This window comes from Rossellomorea sp. GAMAL-10_SWC (assembly GCF_049568075.1).
In the GTDB taxonomy this organism is placed as follows: domain Bacteria; phylum Bacillota; class Bacilli; order Bacillales; family Bacillaceae_G; genus Gottfriedia.
Genome location: NZ_CP144911.1, coordinates 3,502,317 through 3,522,205, shown reverse-complemented (window position 1 = coordinate 3,522,205; position 19,889 = coordinate 3,502,317). Strand labels below are relative to the sequence as shown.

15 protein-coding genes and 11 tRNA genes are annotated in these 19,889 nt (G+C 33.8%); 22 read left to right on the top strand and 4 right to left on the bottom strand.

Going from position 1 to position 19,889, the window contains the following annotated elements; genetic code table 11:
- Positions 1–8: 8 nt before the first annotated feature.
- From V5E38_RS17450 to V5E38_RS17360, 19 genes are all read left to right on the top strand, one after another.
- Positions 9–101: transfer RNA gene (locus tag V5E38_RS17450), tRNA-Ser, on the top strand.
- Between the two features lie 56 nt (positions 102–157).
- Positions 158–234, top strand: a tRNA-Met gene (locus V5E38_RS17445).
- A gap of 3 nt (positions 235–237) precedes the next feature.
- Positions 238–313: transfer RNA gene (locus V5E38_RS17440), tRNA-Asp, on the top strand.
- 8 nt (positions 314–321) lie between these two features.
- Positions 322–397: transfer RNA gene (locus V5E38_RS17435), tRNA-Phe, on the top strand.
- A gap of 226 nt (positions 398–623) precedes the next feature.
- Positions 624–696: transfer RNA gene (locus tag V5E38_RS17430), tRNA-Thr, on the top strand.
- A 9-nt stretch (positions 697–705) separates the two neighbouring features.
- Positions 706–781, top strand: a tRNA-His gene (locus V5E38_RS17425).
- 6 nt (positions 782–787) lie between these two features.
- Positions 788–858: transfer RNA gene (locus V5E38_RS17420), tRNA-Gly, on the top strand.
- A 17-nt stretch (positions 859–875) separates the two neighbouring features.
- Positions 876–952, top strand: a tRNA-Ile gene (locus tag V5E38_RS17415).
- Between the two features lie 20 nt (positions 953–972).
- Positions 973–1,047, top strand: a tRNA-Asn gene (locus tag V5E38_RS17410).
- Positions 1,048–1,053: 6 nt separating this feature from the next.
- Positions 1,054–1,144, top strand: a tRNA-Ser gene (locus V5E38_RS17405).
- A gap of 11 nt (positions 1,145–1,155) precedes the next feature.
- A tRNA-Glu gene (locus tag V5E38_RS17400) sits at positions 1,156–1,227 on the top strand.
- A gap of 491 nt (positions 1,228–1,718) precedes the next feature.
- Positions 1,719–2,273, top strand: a complete 555-nt coding sequence (locus tag V5E38_RS17395; RefSeq protein WP_499210913.1) for a bifunctional transcriptional activator/DNA repair enzyme AdaA — start codon at positions 1,719–1,721, stop codon at positions 2,271–2,273.
- A complete protein-coding gene (locus tag V5E38_RS17390) occupies positions 2,270–3,169 on the top strand; it encodes a DMT family transporter (protein ID WP_499210912.1) in 900 nt (299 codons plus the stop codon). Before V5E38_RS17395 ends, V5E38_RS17390 begins: the two co-directional genes overlap by 4 nt.
- A 680-nt stretch (positions 3,170–3,849) precedes the next feature.
- Positions 3,850–5,781, top strand: coding sequence for a 1,4-alpha-glucan-branching protein (gene glgB / locus V5E38_RS17385; protein WP_499210911.1), 1,932 nt, complete (start codon positions 3,850–3,852; stop codon positions 5,779–5,781).
- Positions 5,729–6,856 (top strand): glucose-1-phosphate adenylyltransferase, encoded by a 1,128-nt coding sequence (locus tag V5E38_RS17380; RefSeq protein WP_069034771.1) that lies wholly within the window; start codon positions 5,729–5,731, stop codon positions 6,854–6,856. The genes glgB and V5E38_RS17380 overlap by 53 nt, the downstream gene beginning before the upstream one ends.
- Positions 6,857–6,904: 48 nt before the next feature.
- Positions 6,905–7,924 (top strand): GlgC family sugar phosphate nucleotidyltransferase, encoded by a 1,020-nt coding sequence (locus tag V5E38_RS17375; protein ID WP_097979327.1) that lies wholly within the window; start codon positions 6,905–6,907, stop codon positions 7,922–7,924.
- Entirely contained in the window at positions 7,918–9,351 is a 1,434-nt protein-coding gene (glgA, locus tag V5E38_RS17370) for a glycogen synthase (RefSeq protein WP_499210910.1), read from the top strand. Before V5E38_RS17375 ends, glgA begins: the two co-directional genes overlap by 7 nt.
- A gap of 25 nt (positions 9,352–9,376) precedes the next feature.
- Positions 9,377–11,785, top strand: coding sequence for a glycogen/starch/alpha-glucan phosphorylase (locus tag V5E38_RS17365; protein ID WP_499210909.1), 2,409 nt, complete (start codon positions 9,377–9,379; stop codon positions 11,783–11,785).
- A 63-nt stretch (positions 11,786–11,848) separates the two neighbouring features.
- The gene (locus V5E38_RS17360; protein WP_499210908.1) at positions 11,849–12,643 is read left to right on the top strand and encodes a lipase family protein; all 795 of its coding nucleotides are present in this window, start codon (positions 11,849–11,851) and stop codon (positions 12,641–12,643) included.
- Positions 12,644–12,721: 78 nt separating this feature from the next.
- On the opposite strand, the gene V5E38_RS17355 is transcribed toward V5E38_RS17360, so the two are convergent.
- Complete coding sequence (locus V5E38_RS17355) at positions 12,722–13,510, bottom strand: AIM24 family protein (RefSeq protein WP_499210907.1); 789 nt, start codon at positions 13,508–13,510, stop codon at positions 12,722–12,724.
- Between the two features lie 474 nt (positions 13,511–13,984).
- Here V5E38_RS17355 and V5E38_RS17350 point away from each other — a divergent pair, with 474 nt between their 5' ends.
- Positions 13,985–14,185, top strand: a complete 201-nt coding sequence (locus V5E38_RS17350) for a cold-shock protein (protein ID WP_056473269.1) — start codon at positions 13,985–13,987, stop codon at positions 14,183–14,185.
- 59 nt (positions 14,186–14,244) lie between these two features.
- Here V5E38_RS17350 and V5E38_RS17345 read toward each other — a convergent pair whose 3' ends face one another.
- The 3 genes from V5E38_RS17345 to V5E38_RS17335 form a co-directional block, all read right to left on the bottom strand.
- Complete coding sequence (locus V5E38_RS17345; protein ID WP_499210906.1) at positions 14,245–14,709, bottom strand: TspO/MBR family protein; 465 nt, start codon at positions 14,707–14,709, stop codon at positions 14,245–14,247.
- 108 nt (positions 14,710–14,817) lie between these two features.
- Complete coding sequence (locus tag V5E38_RS17340) at positions 14,818–15,567, bottom strand: TraR/DksA C4-type zinc finger protein (protein WP_097979321.1); 750 nt, start codon at positions 15,565–15,567, stop codon at positions 14,818–14,820.
- Positions 15,568–15,666: 99 nt separating this feature from the next.
- A complete protein-coding gene (locus V5E38_RS17335; RefSeq protein ID WP_499210905.1) occupies positions 15,667–16,590 on the bottom strand; it encodes a prenyltransferase in 924 nt (307 codons plus the stop codon).
- A gap of 154 nt (positions 16,591–16,744) precedes the next feature.
- On the opposite strand from V5E38_RS17335, the gene V5E38_RS17330 reads away from it, so the two are divergent.
- Both V5E38_RS17330 and menD read left to right on the top strand, forming a co-directional pair.
- Positions 16,745–18,151, top strand: coding sequence for an isochorismate synthase (locus tag V5E38_RS17330; protein ID WP_499210904.1), 1,407 nt, complete (start codon positions 16,745–16,747; stop codon positions 18,149–18,151).
- Positions 18,141–19,880 carry a 2-succinyl-5-enolpyruvyl-6-hydroxy-3-cyclohexene-1-carboxylate synthase gene (gene menD, locus V5E38_RS17325; RefSeq protein ID WP_499210903.1) on the top strand — a complete coding sequence of 580 codons (1,740 nt, stop codon included), beginning with the start codon at positions 18,141–18,143 and terminating at the stop codon, positions 19,878–19,880. Before V5E38_RS17330 ends, menD begins: the two co-directional genes overlap by 11 nt.
- Positions 19,881–19,889: the final 9 nt, after the last annotated feature.

Sequence of the window (19,889 nt, the reverse complement as noted above, 5' to 3'; positions counted from 1 at the left end):
CTTATAATGGAGTAATACCCAAGTCTGGCTGAAGGGATCGGTCTTGAAAACCGACAGGGGTGTAACAGCCCGCGGGGGTTCGAATCCCTCTTACTCCTCCATTTTTATTAAATTGTATATAACTTTTAGGAACTATATTAAATAGTATCCTCATTATCGCGGGGTGGAGCAGTCTGGTAGCTCGTCGGGCTCATAACCCGAAGGTCGCAGGTTCAAATCCTGTCCCCGCAACCAAATGGTCCCGTGGTGTAGCGGTTAACATGCCTGCCTGTCACGCAGGAGATCGCCGGTTCGATCCCGGTCGGGACCGCCATTTAAGATGGCTCGGTAGCTCAGTCGGTAGAGCAGAGGACTGAAAATCCTCGTGTCGGCGGTTCGATTCCGTCCCGAGCCACCATCTTAAATAAATAAGTAAATTAGCTTTTAATAAGCCGACTTAGCTCAATTGGTAGAGCACGAATGAATAAGCTTTGTAGCGAAACATCAGCGTACTTGTCGAAAAACACCTTGAATTATCTAGATGAGACAAGGACGAACTTTATGAAGGTTACTATACCAATACTTAAGCTTGAGTGGAGCAAATTATATTAAGTAATAAAACTAATTGATTTAGTTAATAATATGCCGACTTAGCTCAATTGGTAGAGCAACTGACTTGTAATCAGTAGGTTGGGGGTTCAAGTCCTCTAGTCGGCACTCTTTATGGCGGTCGTGGCGAAGTGGTTAACGCATCGGATTGTGGTTCCGACACTCGTGGGTTCGATTCCCATCGGTCGCCCCATATTATGCGGGTGTAGTTTAATGGTAAAATAGAAGCCTTCCAAGCTTCGGTCGTGGGTTCGATTCCCATCACCCGCTTTTTTATAAAATTTAATGGGCCTATAGCTCAGCTGGTTAGAGCGCACGCCTGATAAGCGTGAGGTCGATGGTTCGAGTCCATTTAGGCCCACCATTAAATTTAAAATTAATTTTTCCGCAGTAGCTCAGTGGTAGAGCACTCGGCTGTTAACCGAGTGGTCGTAGGTTCGAACCCTACCTGCGGAGCCATATGATAGAGAAGTACCCAAGTGGCTCAAGGGGCGCCCCTGCTAAGGGTGTAGATCGGGTAACCGGTGCGAGGGTTCGAATCCCTTCTTCTCTGCCATATTTTTTTTTGGCCCGTTGGTCAAGCGGTTAAGACACCGCCCTTTCACGGCGGTAACACGGGTTCGAGTCCCGTACGGGTCATAACTAAAGCTCAGTTATTTGTGATAACACAGGTAACTGAGTTTTTTATTTGTCTTTTTTATGATTTTAGTGAACGAGCTTTAATTGAATACGTCTTTCTTCATTATATTAGAGTACTCTTTGTACGTTTTAGGATGTACAGGGAGTTAACTCTCATAGATTCAATATGGCTTCTGTCTATTTACAAATAAAGTAATCGAAACAGCACATCTCAGTCTTAGTTCTCCACAATCTCGCCCTTCTCCTTTTCCATTAATCTTCATTCGGGTTAATATTCTTCATTATCAAAACTTAAAGTCTTTTTCGCTCATTTTAAATTCCAGCATCATTTTATCCTCACCCTTTAGTTAAAATGTCGTTTAAATCCATTTTTTTAAAGTGTTCTTCAAATAATAAATATTACAAGACCAAAGAAATTAGAAAGCAAGAAATTGAAAGCAAGCGTATGATCTTAGTGTTAAAATGTGAATAGCTAAAGATGAGGTGATTAAATGAACGGATTAAATAATCAGGTCATGTGGGATGCAGTTGAATCATGCGATGAAAACTACGATGGAGTGTTTATTTATGCAGTTAAGTCCACTGGAATCTGTTGTAAACCTTCTTGTAAGTCAAGAACCCCATTAAAAGAAAATGTGTCATATTATCCGTCATTTTCTTTGGCAATTAAAGATGGATACCGTCCATGTAAAAGATGTCGTCCTGATTTACTTCACTCAAATGAGGAGGATATTATTTTATCTGCCAAACATTTTATTGAAAAAGAATATCGAAATAGTTTAACACTGGATCGGTTAGCAATTGAAGTTGGAGTAAGTAAATTTCATTTGCAAAGAATATTTAAAAAATCCACAGGTTTATCTCCGTTAGAATACGTAACTAGGTTAAGAATGATTGAAGCTTTGAGATTATTACGAGATACTGACAAAACCATAACTGAAATAGCTCATAAACTTGGTTTTAAAGGCTCTGCACATTTTTCAAGCATGTTTCGTCATCATTTTAATTACACTCCAACTACATTCAGAAAGGGACTGAATAAATGAAGTTAAAAGATGGAATAGCTTTATTGAGTCTAGCTGCATTATGGGGAGCTTCATTTTTATTTATTCGGATCGCTTCACCTGTTTTTGGACCTATTTTAACAATAGAGGGAAGAGTTACAATTGCTGCGTTTGCCCTGGTGCTATATTTGGTTATTACTAAAAAGTCTTTACAATTTAAAGAGAGATGGAGACAATATTTAATAATAGGGGCATTAAATGGAGCAATTCCATTTACATTAATTGCTACATCAGCATTATATTTGCCAGCCTCAATGTCATCAATTCTAAACTCTTTGACGCCATTATTTACAGCTCTGGTTGTTTTTTTATGGACGAAAGAAAGGTTGAGTATTCGTAAGTTAACTGGAATAATAGTGGGAGTAATAGGAGTGATCTTGTTAGTAGGATGGAGTTCAATTCCCTTTACTTATGATGTTAAAATAGCCATTGGACTAGCAGTTTTATCGACTATTTCATATGGAATTGCGGGTGTTTATGCAAAGAAGGCATTTGCCTTAGTACCACCACTTTCACTTGCAGCTGGTCAACAAATTGGTGCTGCAATTTTACTTTTACCTTTTACATTTTTAAATTTCACTGAGTCTACAGATAACGTATCAGGAGTTGCGATATTGGCAGTACTAGGATTAGCATTATTTTGTACTGCTATAGCATATTTATTGTATTTTTATCTTATCGAAAGTGTTGGGCCTACCAAAACATTAAGTGTTACTTTTTTAATTCCAGTGTTTGGAATAATCTGGGGTATTCTTATTTTGAAAGAACATATTACATTAGGGATGTTGTTTGGTTTTCTTGTCATTTTATGTGGGGTATTCCTGATTTCAGATATTCGTTTACGTGTAATAACATCAAATAAGCGAATGCAAGCCTAATAAGCTTTTAAATAATAAGCCAAAAAAGGATTTTCGTAAAAACGAAGATCCTTTTTACTATATTACGATTGTTATTTTATTGAGTTAATAATAAGACCTACCTAAGTAGGTAAATATACCAAATCTTTAGTAAGTTTGAAGCGAATCTACATGAATCTCAATAATTGTTGTTGAATTGCCTAAAATATAAGTCAGGTAATTTAAATTCACTATTCTGATCAATATGCATTGTTGCATGGTCTTCGATATTACCAAATAAATTGAATTCGGTTTAAAGATTTTTTTATTTTTCATCTAAATATTTAAATAATTTGCTAATGATTTCTAAATATTTTTCAAAAAAAACTCTCCCCCGTAAACCGACAATTTTCTACAATTCTTTTTAAAAATAAAGTTTATATGTTATAAAAGTGTGAAATATGTATGAAATTTTATGAAAAATCAAAAATTTACAAATTGTTACAAGGGAATTTTGAAATACTATGTATAAATATACATAAATATTCGTTCGACAAATTCGACATTTTTACGACAAACGCAATAATGACAACGGTTTCATGAATGGTTATTCATTTTACGAAAAAAGTTTTTGAATTTTTTTTGCATAAAAACAAGGTGAATATATATATTTGTAGAATATTAAGAGATAGAAGAATTTAAGAGATTGTAATGAGGTGAGGATGTTGCTTTTGACACGGCCAACTGAGTTTGATGTGCATTTATTCCATGAGGGAAGTTTATTCCATAGCCATGAATGCTTTGGGGCACATGTTGTAAAAAAAGGGAATAAAGTTGGAACTACTTTTACAGTGTGGGCTCCACATGCGAAAGGTGTCTCAGTAGTTGGGGACTTTAATAGTTGGAATGGTTCTGAACATAAAATGGAAAAGTTGAACGATCAAGGGATTTGGACGATATATATCCCCGAAATTGGTCATGGGACGATATACAAATATGAAATTTCGACCAAACGTGGTGAAGTTTTATTAAAAAGTGATCCTTTTGCTTTCTATAGTGAACTAAGACCTAGCACAGCTTCGATTGTTTATGATCTTTCGGGGTATAAATGGAAAGATGCAAAATATCGTAAGCAAAAATTTAAAAAGTCTGTATATGAAGAACCTGTTTTAATTTATGAAGTACATTTAGGGTCTTGGAAAAAGAAGAAAAACGGTGATTTCTACACTTATGCAGAATTAGCGACAGAACTAATTCCATATGTAAAAGATCATGGTTTTACACATATTGAAATCTTACCATTAGTCGAACATCCATATGATCGTTCTTGGGGGTATCAAGGAGTAGGATATTTTTCTTCTACTAGTCGATATGGAAATCCTCATGAACTAATGAGCTTTATAGACGAATGTCATCAGAACGGATTAGGAGTCATTATGGATTGGGTGCCTGGTCACTTTTGTAAGGATTCTCATGGATTATACATGTTTGATGGTGAACCGACATATGAATATGAAGGTTATGATGCTAGAGAAAATGAAGTATGGGGAACAGCAAATTTTGATTTATCAAAACCAGAAGTAAAATCATTCCTTATTTCAAACGCCTTATATTGGATGGAGTATTTTCATATTGATGGTTTCAGGGTAGATGCTGTTGCAAATATATTATATTGGAAAAATAGAAATGAAGAGAATCCTTTTGCAACTCAGTTTTTAAGAAAATTAAATGAAGCGGTATTTGAACATGATCCGCAAGTATTAATGATTGCAGAAGATTCTACTGATTGGCCATTAGTTACTGCACCTACATACGAAGGTGGATTAGGTTTTAATTTTAAGTGGAATATGGGTTGGATGAATGATGTTTTGACTTATATGGAGACTCACCCAACGGAAAGAAAGCATCATCATAATAAGATGACTTTCTCGTTTTTATATGCCTTCTCAGAAAATTTTGTTTTACCTTTTTCACATGATGAAGTAGTACATGGTAAGAAATCTTTGTTAAATAAAATGCCAGGTACATATGAGGAAAAGTTTGCTCAATTAAGAGTACTATTTGGTTATTATTTATCTCATCCAGGTAAGAAGCTCCTATTTATGGGTAGTGAATTTGGGCAATTTGATGAGTGGAAGGATTTAGAGCAAGTTGATTGGATGATTAAAGATTATGAATATCATTCCAAGATGAACAAATATTTCAAAGAATTATTATCGATTTATAAAAAAAATAAATCACTTTATGAAGTTGATAATCATTGGGATGGATTTTCATGGATTGATGCAAATAATGCAGATCAAAGTGTATTTTCATTTATCCGTAAAGGAAAAAACAAAGAGGATTATGTCATCGTAATCTGTAATTTTAGAGAAATTTCTTATGACACATATCGAATTGGAGTACCTGCAAAGCATCGATATAAAGAATTGCTCTCAAGTGACTATATACAATTTGGTGGAGATAGTAAAATAAATCGTTCTGCCATTGAATCAGAAGAAATACCATACCATGGTTTACCATACAGTATTGAAATGGCATTACCTGCCTTTAGTTTTACAATCATTCGTCCAGTTAAAATGCGAAAGGGGATTAGCAGCAATGGTTCAGAAAAAATGCGTAGCAATGTTACTAGCAGGGGGAAAAGGGAGTAGATTAAGTTCTTTAACAAAAGAACTAGCAAAACCAGCCGTAGCTTTCGGAGGTAAATATCGAATAATAGATTTTACTTTAAGTAATTGCACAAATTCAGGTATTGATACTGTTGGGGTGCTAACTCAATATCAGCCACTAGTACTAAACTCATATATTGGTATAGGAAGTGCATGGGATTTAGATCGCTTAAATGGTGGGGTAACTGTTTTACCACCATATTCAGAAGCATCTGGAGTTAAATGGTATACAGGTACTGCAAGTGCAATTTATCAAAACTTAAATTATATAAAGCAATATCAGCCTGAATATGTTTTGATTCTTTCAGGTGATCATATTTATAAGATGGACTATAGTAAAATGCTAGACTATCACATTGAAAAAGAGGCAGATGTATCGATTTCAGTTATCGAAGTTCCGATTGATGAAGCTAGCCGTTTCGGAATTATGAATACAAATGATGAAATGGATATTATAGAATTTGAAGAAAAACCTCAATATCCGAAGAGTAATTTAGCATCAATGGGAATTTATATTTTTAAATGGAATGTTTTAAAAGAGTTTTTAGAGATGGATGATCGTAATCCAGAATCAAGTAATGACTTTGGTAAAGATGTTATTCCGCTTTTATTAGAAGAAAAGAAAAAAGTAGTTGCATATCCTTTCAAAGGTTATTGGAAAGATGTTGGTACAGTAAAAAGCTTATGGGAAGCAAATATGGATTTGTTAAATGAAGATAGTGAACTAAATATTTATGACCGTGATTGGCGTATATATTCAGTTAATCCAAATCAACCGCCACAATATATTGCACCTACAGCAATCGTTGAAGACTCTCTAATTAATGAGGGATGTGTTGTTGAAGGATTTATATCACATTCTGTATTATTCCAAGGTGTAACAATCGGAGAAGGCAGTATGATAAAAGATTCTGTCGTTATGCCAGGTTGTGTTATTGGAAAAGATGTTCGAATTGAGAGTGCTGTAGTAGCTCCTGGAATGGTTATTCCTGATGGAAGCCTGTTAGGTCCTGAGAAAGATTATGAAGAGGTAATTCTAGTAACAAGCGAAGAATAAGAGGTGGCTCATTCCTCAAATAGAAAAATAGATTGAGAGGGTTATTTGATGAAACATACTATGCTAGGAATAATTGAGGCGTCAACACATTTTGAATCTTTAAAGCCGTTAACACAGCATCGACCATTAGCAACACTTCCTTATGCAGGTCGATATCGTTTGATCGATTTTATGTTAAGTAATATGGTGAACTCTGGTATTACGAGTGTTGCTGTATTTCCTGATCAACCTTATCGATCAATTATTGATCACTTGGGCTCCGGTAAACATTGGGACTTAAATCGTAAAAAGGATGGATTATTTATTTTTACGCCAGAACCAACTGATGGAGCTTTTGGTACATTCGATTTCATCGAAAAGCATATTCAATTTTTACAACGTTCTACTCAAAAGTATGTAGTAGTAGCAAATACTTATACGATTTGCTCTGTGGATTTTAGACCAGTTTTAAAGAGACATATCGAAACAAATGCACAAATTACTGAGCTAAAGCAGTTCGGTAAATCTTTAAATATCTATATCCTTGAAAAAGAGTTATTGTTAAAGCTTTTTGAAAACTTCCACGAAAAAGGCTATGAAACAATTATGGACGTTGTACGCGATCAAAATAATGAGGTTGAACTAAGTGCGTATGAAATACCTCAACAAGTTTCAATCATTCAAACAATTGAGGATTATTTCGAGCAAAGTATGAAATTATTAAATCCTGAGATATGGAATCAATTATTCTTAAAATCTTATCCTGTCTTTACTAAGGTTAAAGATGAGCCACCAACAAAATATTCAAAAGAAGCAATTGTGAAAAATTCAATTGTAGCTAATGGATGTGAAATTGAGGGAACAGTTGAAAATAGTATTATTTCAAGAGCTGTGAAAATTGGGAAAAATACAATTATTCGAAATTGTGTTGTTATGCAAAAATCAAACATTGGAGATAATTGTATATTAGATGGCGTTATATTAGATAAAGATGTTCGAATAGAAGATGGTGTTGAAATAAAAGGAAGCTTAAGTGAGCCAGTAGTGCTTCAAAAAGGTTCAGTCCAAGGAGCGTTGATTCAGTGGTAAATGTTTTATATATTGTTTCAGAATGTGTACCTTTTGTTAAATCGGGAGGGCTTGCAGATGTTGCAGGCGCTCTCCCTAAGTATTTAAATAAACTAAATACGAATGTAAGAGTAATGCTTCCATTCTACTCGTTAATTCCCGCTAAATATAGAGATGAAGCTAAGCTAGTAAAAGAGCTATCTATAAATCTAGGCTGGAGAAAACAGTATTGTGGTTTATTTGAATTGAAAGTAGAAGGTACAACTTATTATTTTATCGATAACGAGTACTATTTTAATCGTGATAAGTTGTATGGTCATTTTGATGATGGAGAGCGTTTTGCATTCTTTTCACTAGCTGCAATTGAGTGTATTAAAGAATTAGACTTTAAACCTGATGTCATTCACTGTCATGACTGGCATACTGCAATGATCCCATTTTTCATGAAAGAGTATGGCGCATTAAAAGATATTAATCCAAAAATAAAATCTATATTTACAATCCATAATCTTCAATTCCAAGGCGTATTTTCAAAAGAAGTAATGGACGATATGTTAGGAATTGATGAACAATATTTTCGCGATGACTATTTAAAATTTTACGATTGTATCAACTTTATGAAAGCTGGAATCATTTCAAGTGATTTCATAACAACTGTTAGTCCAACATATAAAGAAGAAATTAAGCATGAATTTTTTGGAGAGCAGTTAGATGGACTATTACGTGAGCAAGATCACAAACTTTTTGGGATAGTAAATGGAATTGATGAAACAATCTATAATCCAGCTACTGATCGGAAAATACACTCTAATTTTGATGAATTTACAATCGAAAATAAGACAGAAAATAAATTGAAATTGCAGGAGTCACTTGCATTAAAAATTGATGAGAATATTCCTATTATTGCAATGGTTTCCCGATTAACAAGTCAAAAAGGTATTGATCTTATTCAACACGTATTCCCACAAATTATGGATCATAATGTCCAAGTAGTAATTTTAGGTTCTGGCGATGAAGAATTCGAAAACTTTTTTAAAGCAATGGAGCATAACTACTATGATAAAGTTAGAGCTTACATTGGATTTGATGAACGCTTTGCTCACCAGATTTATGCAGGTGCAGATTTATTCCTTATGCCTTCACTATTTGAGCCATGTGGACTAGGTCAGCTTATTGCGATGAAATACGGGTGTGTTCCAATCGTAAGAGAGACTGGGGGGCTAAATGATACTGTCCAGTCATATAATGAAGAGACGAAGAGTGGAAATGGATTTACTTTTACTAACTATAATGCTCACGATATGCTTCACACAATTGAACGTGGATTGAGTATTTATGAGAATAAAAAACATTGGAAATCAGTCAGAAGGAATGCAATTAGAAAAGATTCAAGTTGGTTAAAATCTGCTAAAGAATATGCAAAACTATATATGCAGTCTTCAAAGTAAAAATCTTTTAGGGCGAGGTGATTCCATGTTTTCTAGTGTGGAGGAGTTTGAGTGGAGTTTTAAAGAGAAGCTAGAAAGTATGCATGGAAAGAGTACTGCAGATAGCACTACTCAAGAGCAATTTCAAACACTTGGAACGATGATTCGTGAACATATAAGCGGTAATTGGTTAGGTACGAGTGAACAATACCGATTAGAGCGAAAAAAACAAGTTTATTATTTATCAATTGAATTCTTATTAGGAAAGCTTATGAAAAGTAACTTAATTCATCTAGGGCTTAGAGAGTTATGTGAATCTGGCCTCAAGAGATTAGGAATTTCTTTAAGTGCTCTTGAGGAGTTTGAAAGCGATGCTGGTCTTGGAAATGGTGGACTTGGACGGCTAGCATCTTGTTTTCTAGATTCGCTAGCATCACAAGACTTGCCTGGTCATGGATGTGGCATCCGCTACAAACATGGCCTATTTGACCAAAAAATTGTTGATGGATATCAAGTTGAGCTACCTGAACAATGGCTGAAATACGGAAATGTTTGGGAAGTTCGAAGAGATGATGAAGCAATTGAAGTTTTATTCGGTGGAGAAGTAGAAACAGTTAATAATAAAAATCGATTGGAATTCCGCCTTCATGGTGCAGAAGCAATCACAGCGGTACCATATGATTTACCAATTATCGGCTATCATACAAACACGGTAAATACATTAAGATTATGGAGTGCTGAAGCGTCTACTCATTCCTCAAATAAATCACTGATGAAATATAAGCGAGAGGCTGAAGCAGTTTCAGAATTCTTATATCCAGATGATACACATGATGAAGGAAAGATTTTACGTCTAAAACAGCAATATTTTTTAGTTTCTGCAAGTATTCAAAGAATAGTAGATTCATATAAGGAGCAGTACGGTAATATTCGTAAAATCCATCAAGAAATTGCTATTCATGTAAATGATACACATCCAGTTTTAGCGATTCCTGAGTTAATGAGAATATTAATCGATGTTGAAAAGTTATCCTGGGATGAAGCGTGGGAAATTACAACTCAAACGATTTCATATACGAATCATACAACTTTATCAGAAGCACTTGAAAAATGGAGAGTTGATTTATTTAAGCCATTATTACCAAGAATTTATATGATTGTAGAAGAAATAAATGAAAGATATTGTAAAGAACTCTGGAACAAATACCCAGGTGATTGGGACCGAATTGAACAAATGGCTATTATTGCTCATGGAGTCGTTAAAATGGCTCATTTAGCAATTGTAGGCAGTAAGAGCGTTAATGGAGTTGCTGAAATCCACACTGAAATTTTAAAACAAAGAGAAATGAAGCTTTTTTATGAGTATGAACCATTCAAGTTTAATAATAAAACAAATGGTATTACTCATAGAAGATGGTTACTCCAATGTAATCCTGAGCTTAGTAGCTTAATAAATGATTCGATCGGAGACGGTTGGATACACGAACCAACTCAACTTGAGAATCTATTAGAGTATCAAAATGACGATGCATTCTTAGAGCAATTTATGAATGTAAAGAAAAAGAGAAAAGAAGTTCTCGAAAATTATGTTCATTATACAAATGGAATTGCATTAGATACAGGTTCAATTTTTGATATTCAAGTAAAACGGATGCATGCATATAAAAGACAATTACTAAATGTTTTACATATCATGTATTTATATAATCGTTTGAAGGAAGATTCACACTTTAAAATGCATCCTAGAACTTTTATTTTTGGAGCAAAGGCATCTCCTGGCTACTACTTTGCTAAAAAGATCATTAAATTAATTCATTCAGTAGCTGATATTATTAATAATGATCGCTATATAAGTCAATTTATTAAAGTAATTTTTATTGAAAATTACCGAGTTTCACTAGGTGAAATTATTTTTCCAGCAGCGGATGTAAGTGAACAAATATCGACAGCAAGTAAAGAAGCATCGGGTACTGGGAATATGAAATTTATGATGAATGGTGCTTTAACGATTGGTACACTTGATGGTGCAAACATTGAAATTTTAAGAGAAGTTGGCGAGGAGAATATTTTTACATTCGGACTTACAGCTGACGAGGTATTAAATTATTACCAATACGGTGGATATAAAAGCAGTGATTATTACCATCATGATCTACGAATAAAAAAGGTGTTAGATCAAATGCTTCACGGGTTATTTCCTTTACCAAGGGAAGAATTTGAACCAATTTTTGATTCGCTCATGTCTTATAATGATGAGTATTTCTTACTTAGAGATTTCTCTTCATATGTAAAAGCTCATGAATGTATTAATCATACGTATCAAAATAAAAGAGATTGGGCTATAAAAAGTCTTAACAATGTTGCGAAATCGGGGTTTTTTACGAGTGATCGCACGATTCGTCAATACGCATCAGAAATATGGAATATTCATCAAAGAACATTACACCATTCTTAACCTCCTCTTAGATTATTAGGAGGTTTTTCATATAATGATGAAAAGCAAGAAAGGAGAGATACGTTGAAATTCCTTTCAGTTGACTATGATAAGGCCTTAGAATTATTACTTTGCATTGAACAGGCATATGCTCAGTTTGATAATGATGGTAAATTTATGATTCCTGCAAGCTATTCATTAGTAGATACAATTAAAGCATGTGCAATTAGCCAGCTAGAATGGTTTGGCTATATTATTGAAAATAATGAATCCGTAATCATTGTGTTTCGAGGAACGAAATCAGATTTGGATTGGTTAGCTGATTTGAAAATTGATCAAGACTTATTTCCTTATGTGATGAACGGTGGGAGTGTCCATTCGGGGTTTCTATCAATTTATCAATCTTGTCGAGAAATGCTTTTAGCAATTGTGAAGGAAAAGGCTCTTTCAAAAAAAATATTCATAACAGGTCATAGCTTAGGTGGTTCATTGGCCACGTTATTAGGATATGAAATAGCAATGACTGGAATTTGCAACCCAAATGTCTATTCATTTGGTTCTCCAAAAGTAGGAAATATAAAGTTTAAAGAAAACTACGATGAAAATGTTAGGCATAGTTTAAGATTTGTAAATTTATATGATATGGTCCCTTTAAGCCCACCCTTTAAAGTAGAAGTGAAGCCATTAAACATTTATTTAGAATACGTTCAAGTGCAACATCCAATCACTTTTTCACTAAATAAAGGGTCTATTAAGAATAGTCACCATTTATCGACTTATATTGAAGGCGTAAAGAAGATGCAGTTGGATTATGATTATACTCCAACCTTTACTTACAAATTACGTGAGACAGAACCAGAAGAAGAAGAAGTAATCTAATAGTACAGAAAAAAACTAGTCAAGAATTCGTTGACTAGTTTTTTGTATGTAATCAAAAAAACGTTTTTAAAAACTGAATTAATCATTACCATCCAGTAGATTTCCAAGGCCACCTAATATACTTCCTTCTTCCTTAGAAGAACTTGGTAAGTATTGACCAATTCGAGAAGCTAATCTTGCTAAAGTTAATGATTGAACCCAAATTGTTCCAGGACCTTGTAATGTAGCGAAGAATAGACCTTCTCCTCCAAAAAGTGCAGTTTTTACATTTCCAACATATTCAATTTCATAATTAACATCACCAGTGAATCCAACAATACATCCGGTATCGATTTTAATTTTTTCACCCGGTTGAAGAGTTTTTTGGTAAATTGAACCACCAGCATGTAAGAAAGCAAGACCATCACCTTCGAGTTTTTGCATGATGAAGCCTTCGCCACCAAATAGGCCGGTACTTAATTTCTTTCTAAACTCGATCCCAACTGAAGTGCCTTTTGCTGCGGCTAAGAATGAATCCTTTTGACAAATAATTTTATTTCCATACTCATGTAAATCTAAAGGTATGATTGTTCCAGGGTATGGTGCTGAGAAACTAACTGTTTTTAATGAGTTTGATCGGTTTGTAAAACTAGTCATAAACAAGCTTTCACCTGTAACAAGGCGCTTACCCGCTCCAACCAATTTTCCGAATAATCCACCTGATTGCTGTGAACCGTCACCAAAAATTGTTTCAAGTTCGATCCCATCATCCATCATCATCATTGCTCCAGCTTCAGCAACGACTGTTTCCTTTGGATCAAGCTCTACTTGTACAAACTGCATATCATGGCCATGAATTTTATATGTAACTTCATGAGAATTTTTCATTTTTATGCCTCCTTTTAGTTTAACTATACAAATATTGTAATACTAAAATCTAGTTATTTAATAATAAAAAATTTGATAAATTATTACATAATCCTCATTTATTTTAACTATTTAATGAGAAAATATGCAATTTTTATAGGAAGCTAGGTAGGTCAAAATGTATAAAAGATAAATTATAAGAATTATATAAAAAATTCTCTCAATTAAGCCTAAGTGTCATTGACGCACTTTTTTAGATATGATATATTTAAGTTACTATTAACTGCATATTTATTTGAAGGTAAGAAATTAACGATACATTTGCACTACAAAATTTTTAGTAACGCTCATTTTTCTTTGTCTTGAAAAGAAGTTTTGACCACTTTCAATGTTGTAGCAATCCTTTAGCCGATTGGACAATGGCGTTCTTTTTCTTTACCCCTCTTTTATGCACGCATTAATAGTGTATATATGTATTTTTAGGAGGTATTATCGATGGAATTCGGTAAAGTTAAATGGTTTAACAGCGAAAAAGGTTTTGGATTCATCCAAACTGAAAGTGGAAACGACGTATTCGTACACTTCTCTGCAATTCAAGGCGAAGGTTTCAAAACTTTAGAAGAAGGTCAAGAAGTTCAATTCGAAATCATCGAAGGAAACCGTGGACCACAAGCAGCTAACGTAAACAAAAAATAATTTTTGTTATGTTCAAGGCATCCTTTTTTAGGATGCCTTTTTTATATTAATCTAAAAATCTATCTAATTAGTACGTAGATATTGTAATTTAAAAAGGTTGCAAATAATGACCAAATAGAATAGGGAATGAGTAATACAAACGAAGTTTTTGAATGTTTATATGCGATCATCGTTAAAAGAATTGCTGTAACAAAGACGAGTCCACAGTCAATTGTAGCCATAAGTAAATCTTTTTGTTTGAATTCAAAATAGCTAAACAACTGGTTAAAAACATAATTAATAATAAATAGAATATAAAACCATTTTGCTTTTTTAAAGGATTCTCCTAAAGAAACGATTATACATACGCTTAAAGAAATGAAAGAATACAAGAATGCCCAAATGATCCCGATTGTTTTTCCAGAAGGAGTATAACTAGGTTTAATTAGGTGACTATACCAATCATAGTCGATCGGAAATAAAATAGAAGAAATAAAAAATAAACAGTATAAGGAGAAAAATAAAACAATTAACTTAATATTCATAAAACCTCCTCAATTAAGTTGTCTTGATTAAGTATATGTATTTAATTTCAAAATATAAAAAAAACGACTACATTAGAGTAATCGTTTTTTAATGAAATATTAACTCATTTAGTACTTTTCAATGTCTTTCACATCAATTTCAGATAATTCTCCGTTTAAAGCTTGTTCTTCATAGTCATCAAGATCTTGTTCATATTGTTCATGTTTTCTTGTAGGGTAGACAGTTCGATTTTTTCCATAAATATCAGTTCCGATAAAGTTTTCAAATTCCTCAACATAACCAACATTTTCATAGCTCTCAGTATATGCGCTTCCATACTCCTCGATATTATTAAATTCAAAATCTGACGGAGTTTGAGAATTTCCATATCTTTCAACATCTTGTAAAGCGTCTTCAGCGTCATACATCATTGAGCGGTCTTTAGGATCTCTACTAAATGGTGGGTTTAATACTTCTTCCTCAACAGGGCGATCATATCTTATACTTGAACTTGAAATATGCTGATCGTGAGTATGTTCGATCATCGCTTTTGCTGTAGGAAGAGCTTGTAACCGTTCAAAAGGTATTTCTTCACCACTTACTTCACATATGCCATATGTTCCATTTTCAATTTTTTGTAACGCTGTATTAACGTCATCTAGTTCGTTTCTTAAATGCTCATGAAGAGATATGTCCTTTTCACGCTCAAATAATTCAGTACCCAAATCACCTGGGTGGTTGTCTGCAAGTGAAAGCTCATCAACAGAATCTCTAAGTGAGTATGGTGTAAATGCTGGGTCATTTAGTCTTTCTTCTATATGTTCTTTTTGTTTAAGTAGTTCGTTTTTAAATGTTTGGATTTGTGATTGTGAAAGCATCATGCTCCCCCTTTTCAATAAATGAATATGACTATCCATATTTTGTTCAAAAAGGAGGAAAACATGAATTAAGTTTTTTGAGGAATTGTTCTGCCTTAATTAGGAAAAAATATTTCCAATTATTAAGCCTATAACAAGAAGGAATCCCATTATAGTATTTGTTTTTGCTGTTGCTGCCATGGCTGGCATCATTTCCATTGGTTGGGTCTTACCTATAAATCCTTTTGTTGCTTTTATTGCAACAGGAATACTTATTAAAGAAATAAGTGCAAAAGGTGTAATTAAATTCATGATAACAAATAAAATAACTAAAGCATATGCAACTGCAAATAATGAACCAATAAAGATAATTGCATTCTTTTTACCTAATATGATAACAAGTGTTTTACGTCCATTTTCTTTGTCATTATCTAGGTCACGAATATTATTTGCTGTTAAGATTGCTCCAATTGTAATTGAAGTAGGGATCGAAAGTAAGATCACATTTGATGGTAAATTTCCAGCTTGAATATAGTAAGTAATACCAATAATTACAACTCCCATAAAAAAGCCCGCTACTAACTCACCAAATGGAGTGTATGCGATTGGAAGTGGTCCACCAGTATAAAAATAAGCTGCTGCCATACAAATAAGTCCAATAACTGCGATCCACCAACTACTTTGAGTACAAATATAAATGCCTAATAAAAGAGCGATACCAAAAAAAGTAAAAGCAAGATTTAAAACAGTTGAAGGTTTAATACCATCTCTTACGATTGCTCCACCGATACCGACAGAACCTTCATGATCTAGCCCTCTTTTATAATCATAATATTCATTAATCATATTTGCAGCGGCTTGGATTAGTAAACTTGCAATAAGCATTGAAAGAAATAAAAGTAAATGAAATGAGTGAGCTATGTGCGCTAACATTGTTCCAATCGCAACAGGAATGAACGCTGCGGTTAATGTATGTGGTCTTAATAAATTCCACCATGTTCTAAAACCTGTTGAGGAAGTTGGAGATTGAACAGTTGGTTGCATTTTAACATCCTCCTTTTTAATATTATTTGAAAATGTAGGTCATTTTACTTTAAAAAAGTATGGACGAACTTCATAAAATTGACAGTCTACATTCATCGTTGTATCTTTAGTTATATCATGTATTTAACGTATATTTAAGCTAGGGGGAACTATTATGCTTAGAACAGGTCAACTGGAATCGATTGCCTTCTTTGAGCATTCTCTTCAAAAGGCAAAAGCTTGTTCAAAACGCTTCATTTGTAAAGTGGAAAAAATAATGAATATCCATCCCCTAAGTGTTTACCATTTTTATCATGAATTGGGTTTTACTGAACGCTTTTATTGGTCAAACCAAGAAAACTCGTTAATTCTCACAGGAATTGGTACTTTAGTTCCTTTTCATCATAGTACAGAAGAACAGTATTCTGCAATAGAAAAAGAATGGAAACGCTTTGGAGAGCAAGTGTATATCGAGCAAGAAAATTGCTTTGGTACAGGACCGATAGCTCTTGGGGGTTTCTCTTTTTTTGATAACTATAAAAATGATCAAGATTGGAAGAATTTTGGTACCTCCCATTTCTATGTACCTAAATTAATGGTGACGGTTACAAACGAAGGGACATTCATCACCTCTAATTATGAAATTAATGAACAAACTACAGTAGAGGATTTATTGCTTCAATATAAAGAATATGATGATTTTTTAGAAAAGTTTGGAATGAAGCAACCAAGCTTTACACAATCAGAATGTATTAACAAAGATGAATTTGAACCAAATGAATGGATTCAAAGCGTAAAAGAAGCAATTCATCAAATGAAAAACGAAGAATTAGAAAAAGTTGTTTTAAATCGAACTTTAGATGCAACATTTTCTGCAGAAGTAAATTCAACAAAAGTAATTTATGAATTAGAAGCAACAAGAAATGTTAACTATGTTATTTCTTATCAATTAAAAGATACTGTATTTATTAGCGCTACACCTGAGCGATTAATTTCTAAGAAAAATAATACAGCTTCTTCGATGTGTCTTGCGGGATCTGCCGCAAAAGGAATAACTAAGGAAGAAAACACAGAAGCCGCCAATTGGTTATTAAATAGTAAAAAAAATAATGGTGAACATGCTTTTGTTGTAAACTATATACGAGAAACGCTACAACAATATTGTAATGAATTATCAATACCTTCAACACCAAGAATAATGGCGACTAAAAGCTTATTGCATTTATTCACGCCAGTTGAAGGGAAATTATATAATCATGTTTCTTTAATTGAATTAATTCAAGCATTACATCCAACCCCTGCACTTGGAGGATTTCCTAAGGAAGAGGCATGTAAATTAATTCGTGAACTTGAACCTGTGGACCGAGGATGGTATGGTGCACCGATTGGGTGGATTGATTTAAACGGAAATGGTGATTTTGCTGTAGGCATACGAAGTGCCTTAATTAAAGAAGATAAAGCAAAATTATATGCCGGTTGTGGTGTTGTACAAGATTCAAAACCAGAGGAAGAATTTTTTGAAACTGGTGTAAAGTTTCTGCCAATGCTAAATGCATTAGGAGGGTTACGAAATGAAAGATAATGAAGCACTAACAAAGTATATTGGTGCTCTTGTAGATGAAATAAGTGCATTAAATATAAAAAACGTTGTAATAAGTCCTGGATCACGCTCTACACCAATATCGATGTTAGTAAATGAACATCCAAAATTAAAGTCTTATATTGCAGTAGATGAAAGAGGGGCAGCATTTTTTGCTTTAGGAATCGCTAAAAGTACGAAACAGCCTACAGTTTTAATTTGTACTTCTGGAACTGCTGCTGCTAATTATATGCCAGCCATTTCTGAAGCAAAGGAATCAAGAATTCCATTAATCGTACTGACAGCCGATCGACCACATGAGCTTAGAGATATAGGTGCACCACAAGCTATGAATCAGATTGGTTTATACGGTTCATTTGTAAAAAAATTTATTGAGTTAGCCTTACCAGAGGCTTCGGAAGCTATGTACGAATACGCGCGGTCAAGCGTTAATCGACTGTACCGTTCATGTGTGACCGCTCCAATGGGGCCCGTACATATGAATGTGCCACTTCGAGAACCTTTAGTTCCTAATTTTACGATTGATGACATATACTCAGCAGGAAAGCGTAAAAATTCTGCTCACACAATACTTACTGAAACTCTTGCAACAATTTCAAATGAAACAAGTAATGAGTTCACGAAGCTTTTTCAATCAAAAAGAAAAGGCTTATTAGTTTGTGGTCCTTATGTTGAAGAAGGAGCTTTAAAGAAGATTAAATCTTTAGGGAATTTATTAGACTATCCAGTTCTATGTGATCCTCTTTCAAATGGAAGAACAATTAATGGGAATGAAGACTCGAATGTAATCGATACATATGATACATTTCTTCGTTTTGAAGACATTGTTGATTCGCTTGATTCTGAAGTTATCGTACGATTCGGAGCAATGCCTGTATCTAAAACGTTTAGCCAATATATTCAAAAACAAAAAGATTGCGAGCTAATTGTAATTGACGAAGGAGACCTATGGAGGGATCCGACATTAAAAGCAACTCAAATGATTTCTTGTGATGATATCCAGTTTTGTAATGCAATTTTGGAGTCATACGAGAAAACAAGTAGTCATGAAATAGATTGGTTGAATAAATGGAAAACAATTAATGAAAAAACAAAAAATGGACTAGAACAAGCAAAACAGTTTGATGAACTTTTTGAAGGGAAAATCGTTCAAGTTTTAGCAAAAAATTTACTTGAAGAAAGTACATTGTTTGTTTCAAACAGTATGCCTATTCGTGATGTGGATACGTTTTTACATAATCAATCTAAAAAGTTAAAAATTGCTTGTAATCGAGGGGTAAATGGAATAGATGGGACAATTGCAACCGCATTGGGGATGGCAGCTGCTGGAGAGAGTGTCACATTATTAATTGGAGATTTGTCTTTCTATCATGATTTAAATAGTCTAGTCCTTTCTAAACTACATCATTTACCTTTAAGAGTGATCCTTGTTAATAATGATGGGGGAGGAATCTTCTCATTTTTACCTCAATCAAAAGAAGAAAAACATTTTGAAGAGTTATTCGGAACTCCTTTAGGATTGGAATTCGAGCATGCAACTGCCCTTTTCGGTGGAGTTCATACGAAAATTCATAATTGGTTTGAACTTGAAGATGAATTAGGTAAAAAGAATAATGGATTGCATGTTATTGAAATACAGACAAGTCGTAAAGAAAATTATGATCTTCATCAAAAAGTTTGGAGCATTGTAAAAGCAGAATACGAGAAATGAAATTAGGTG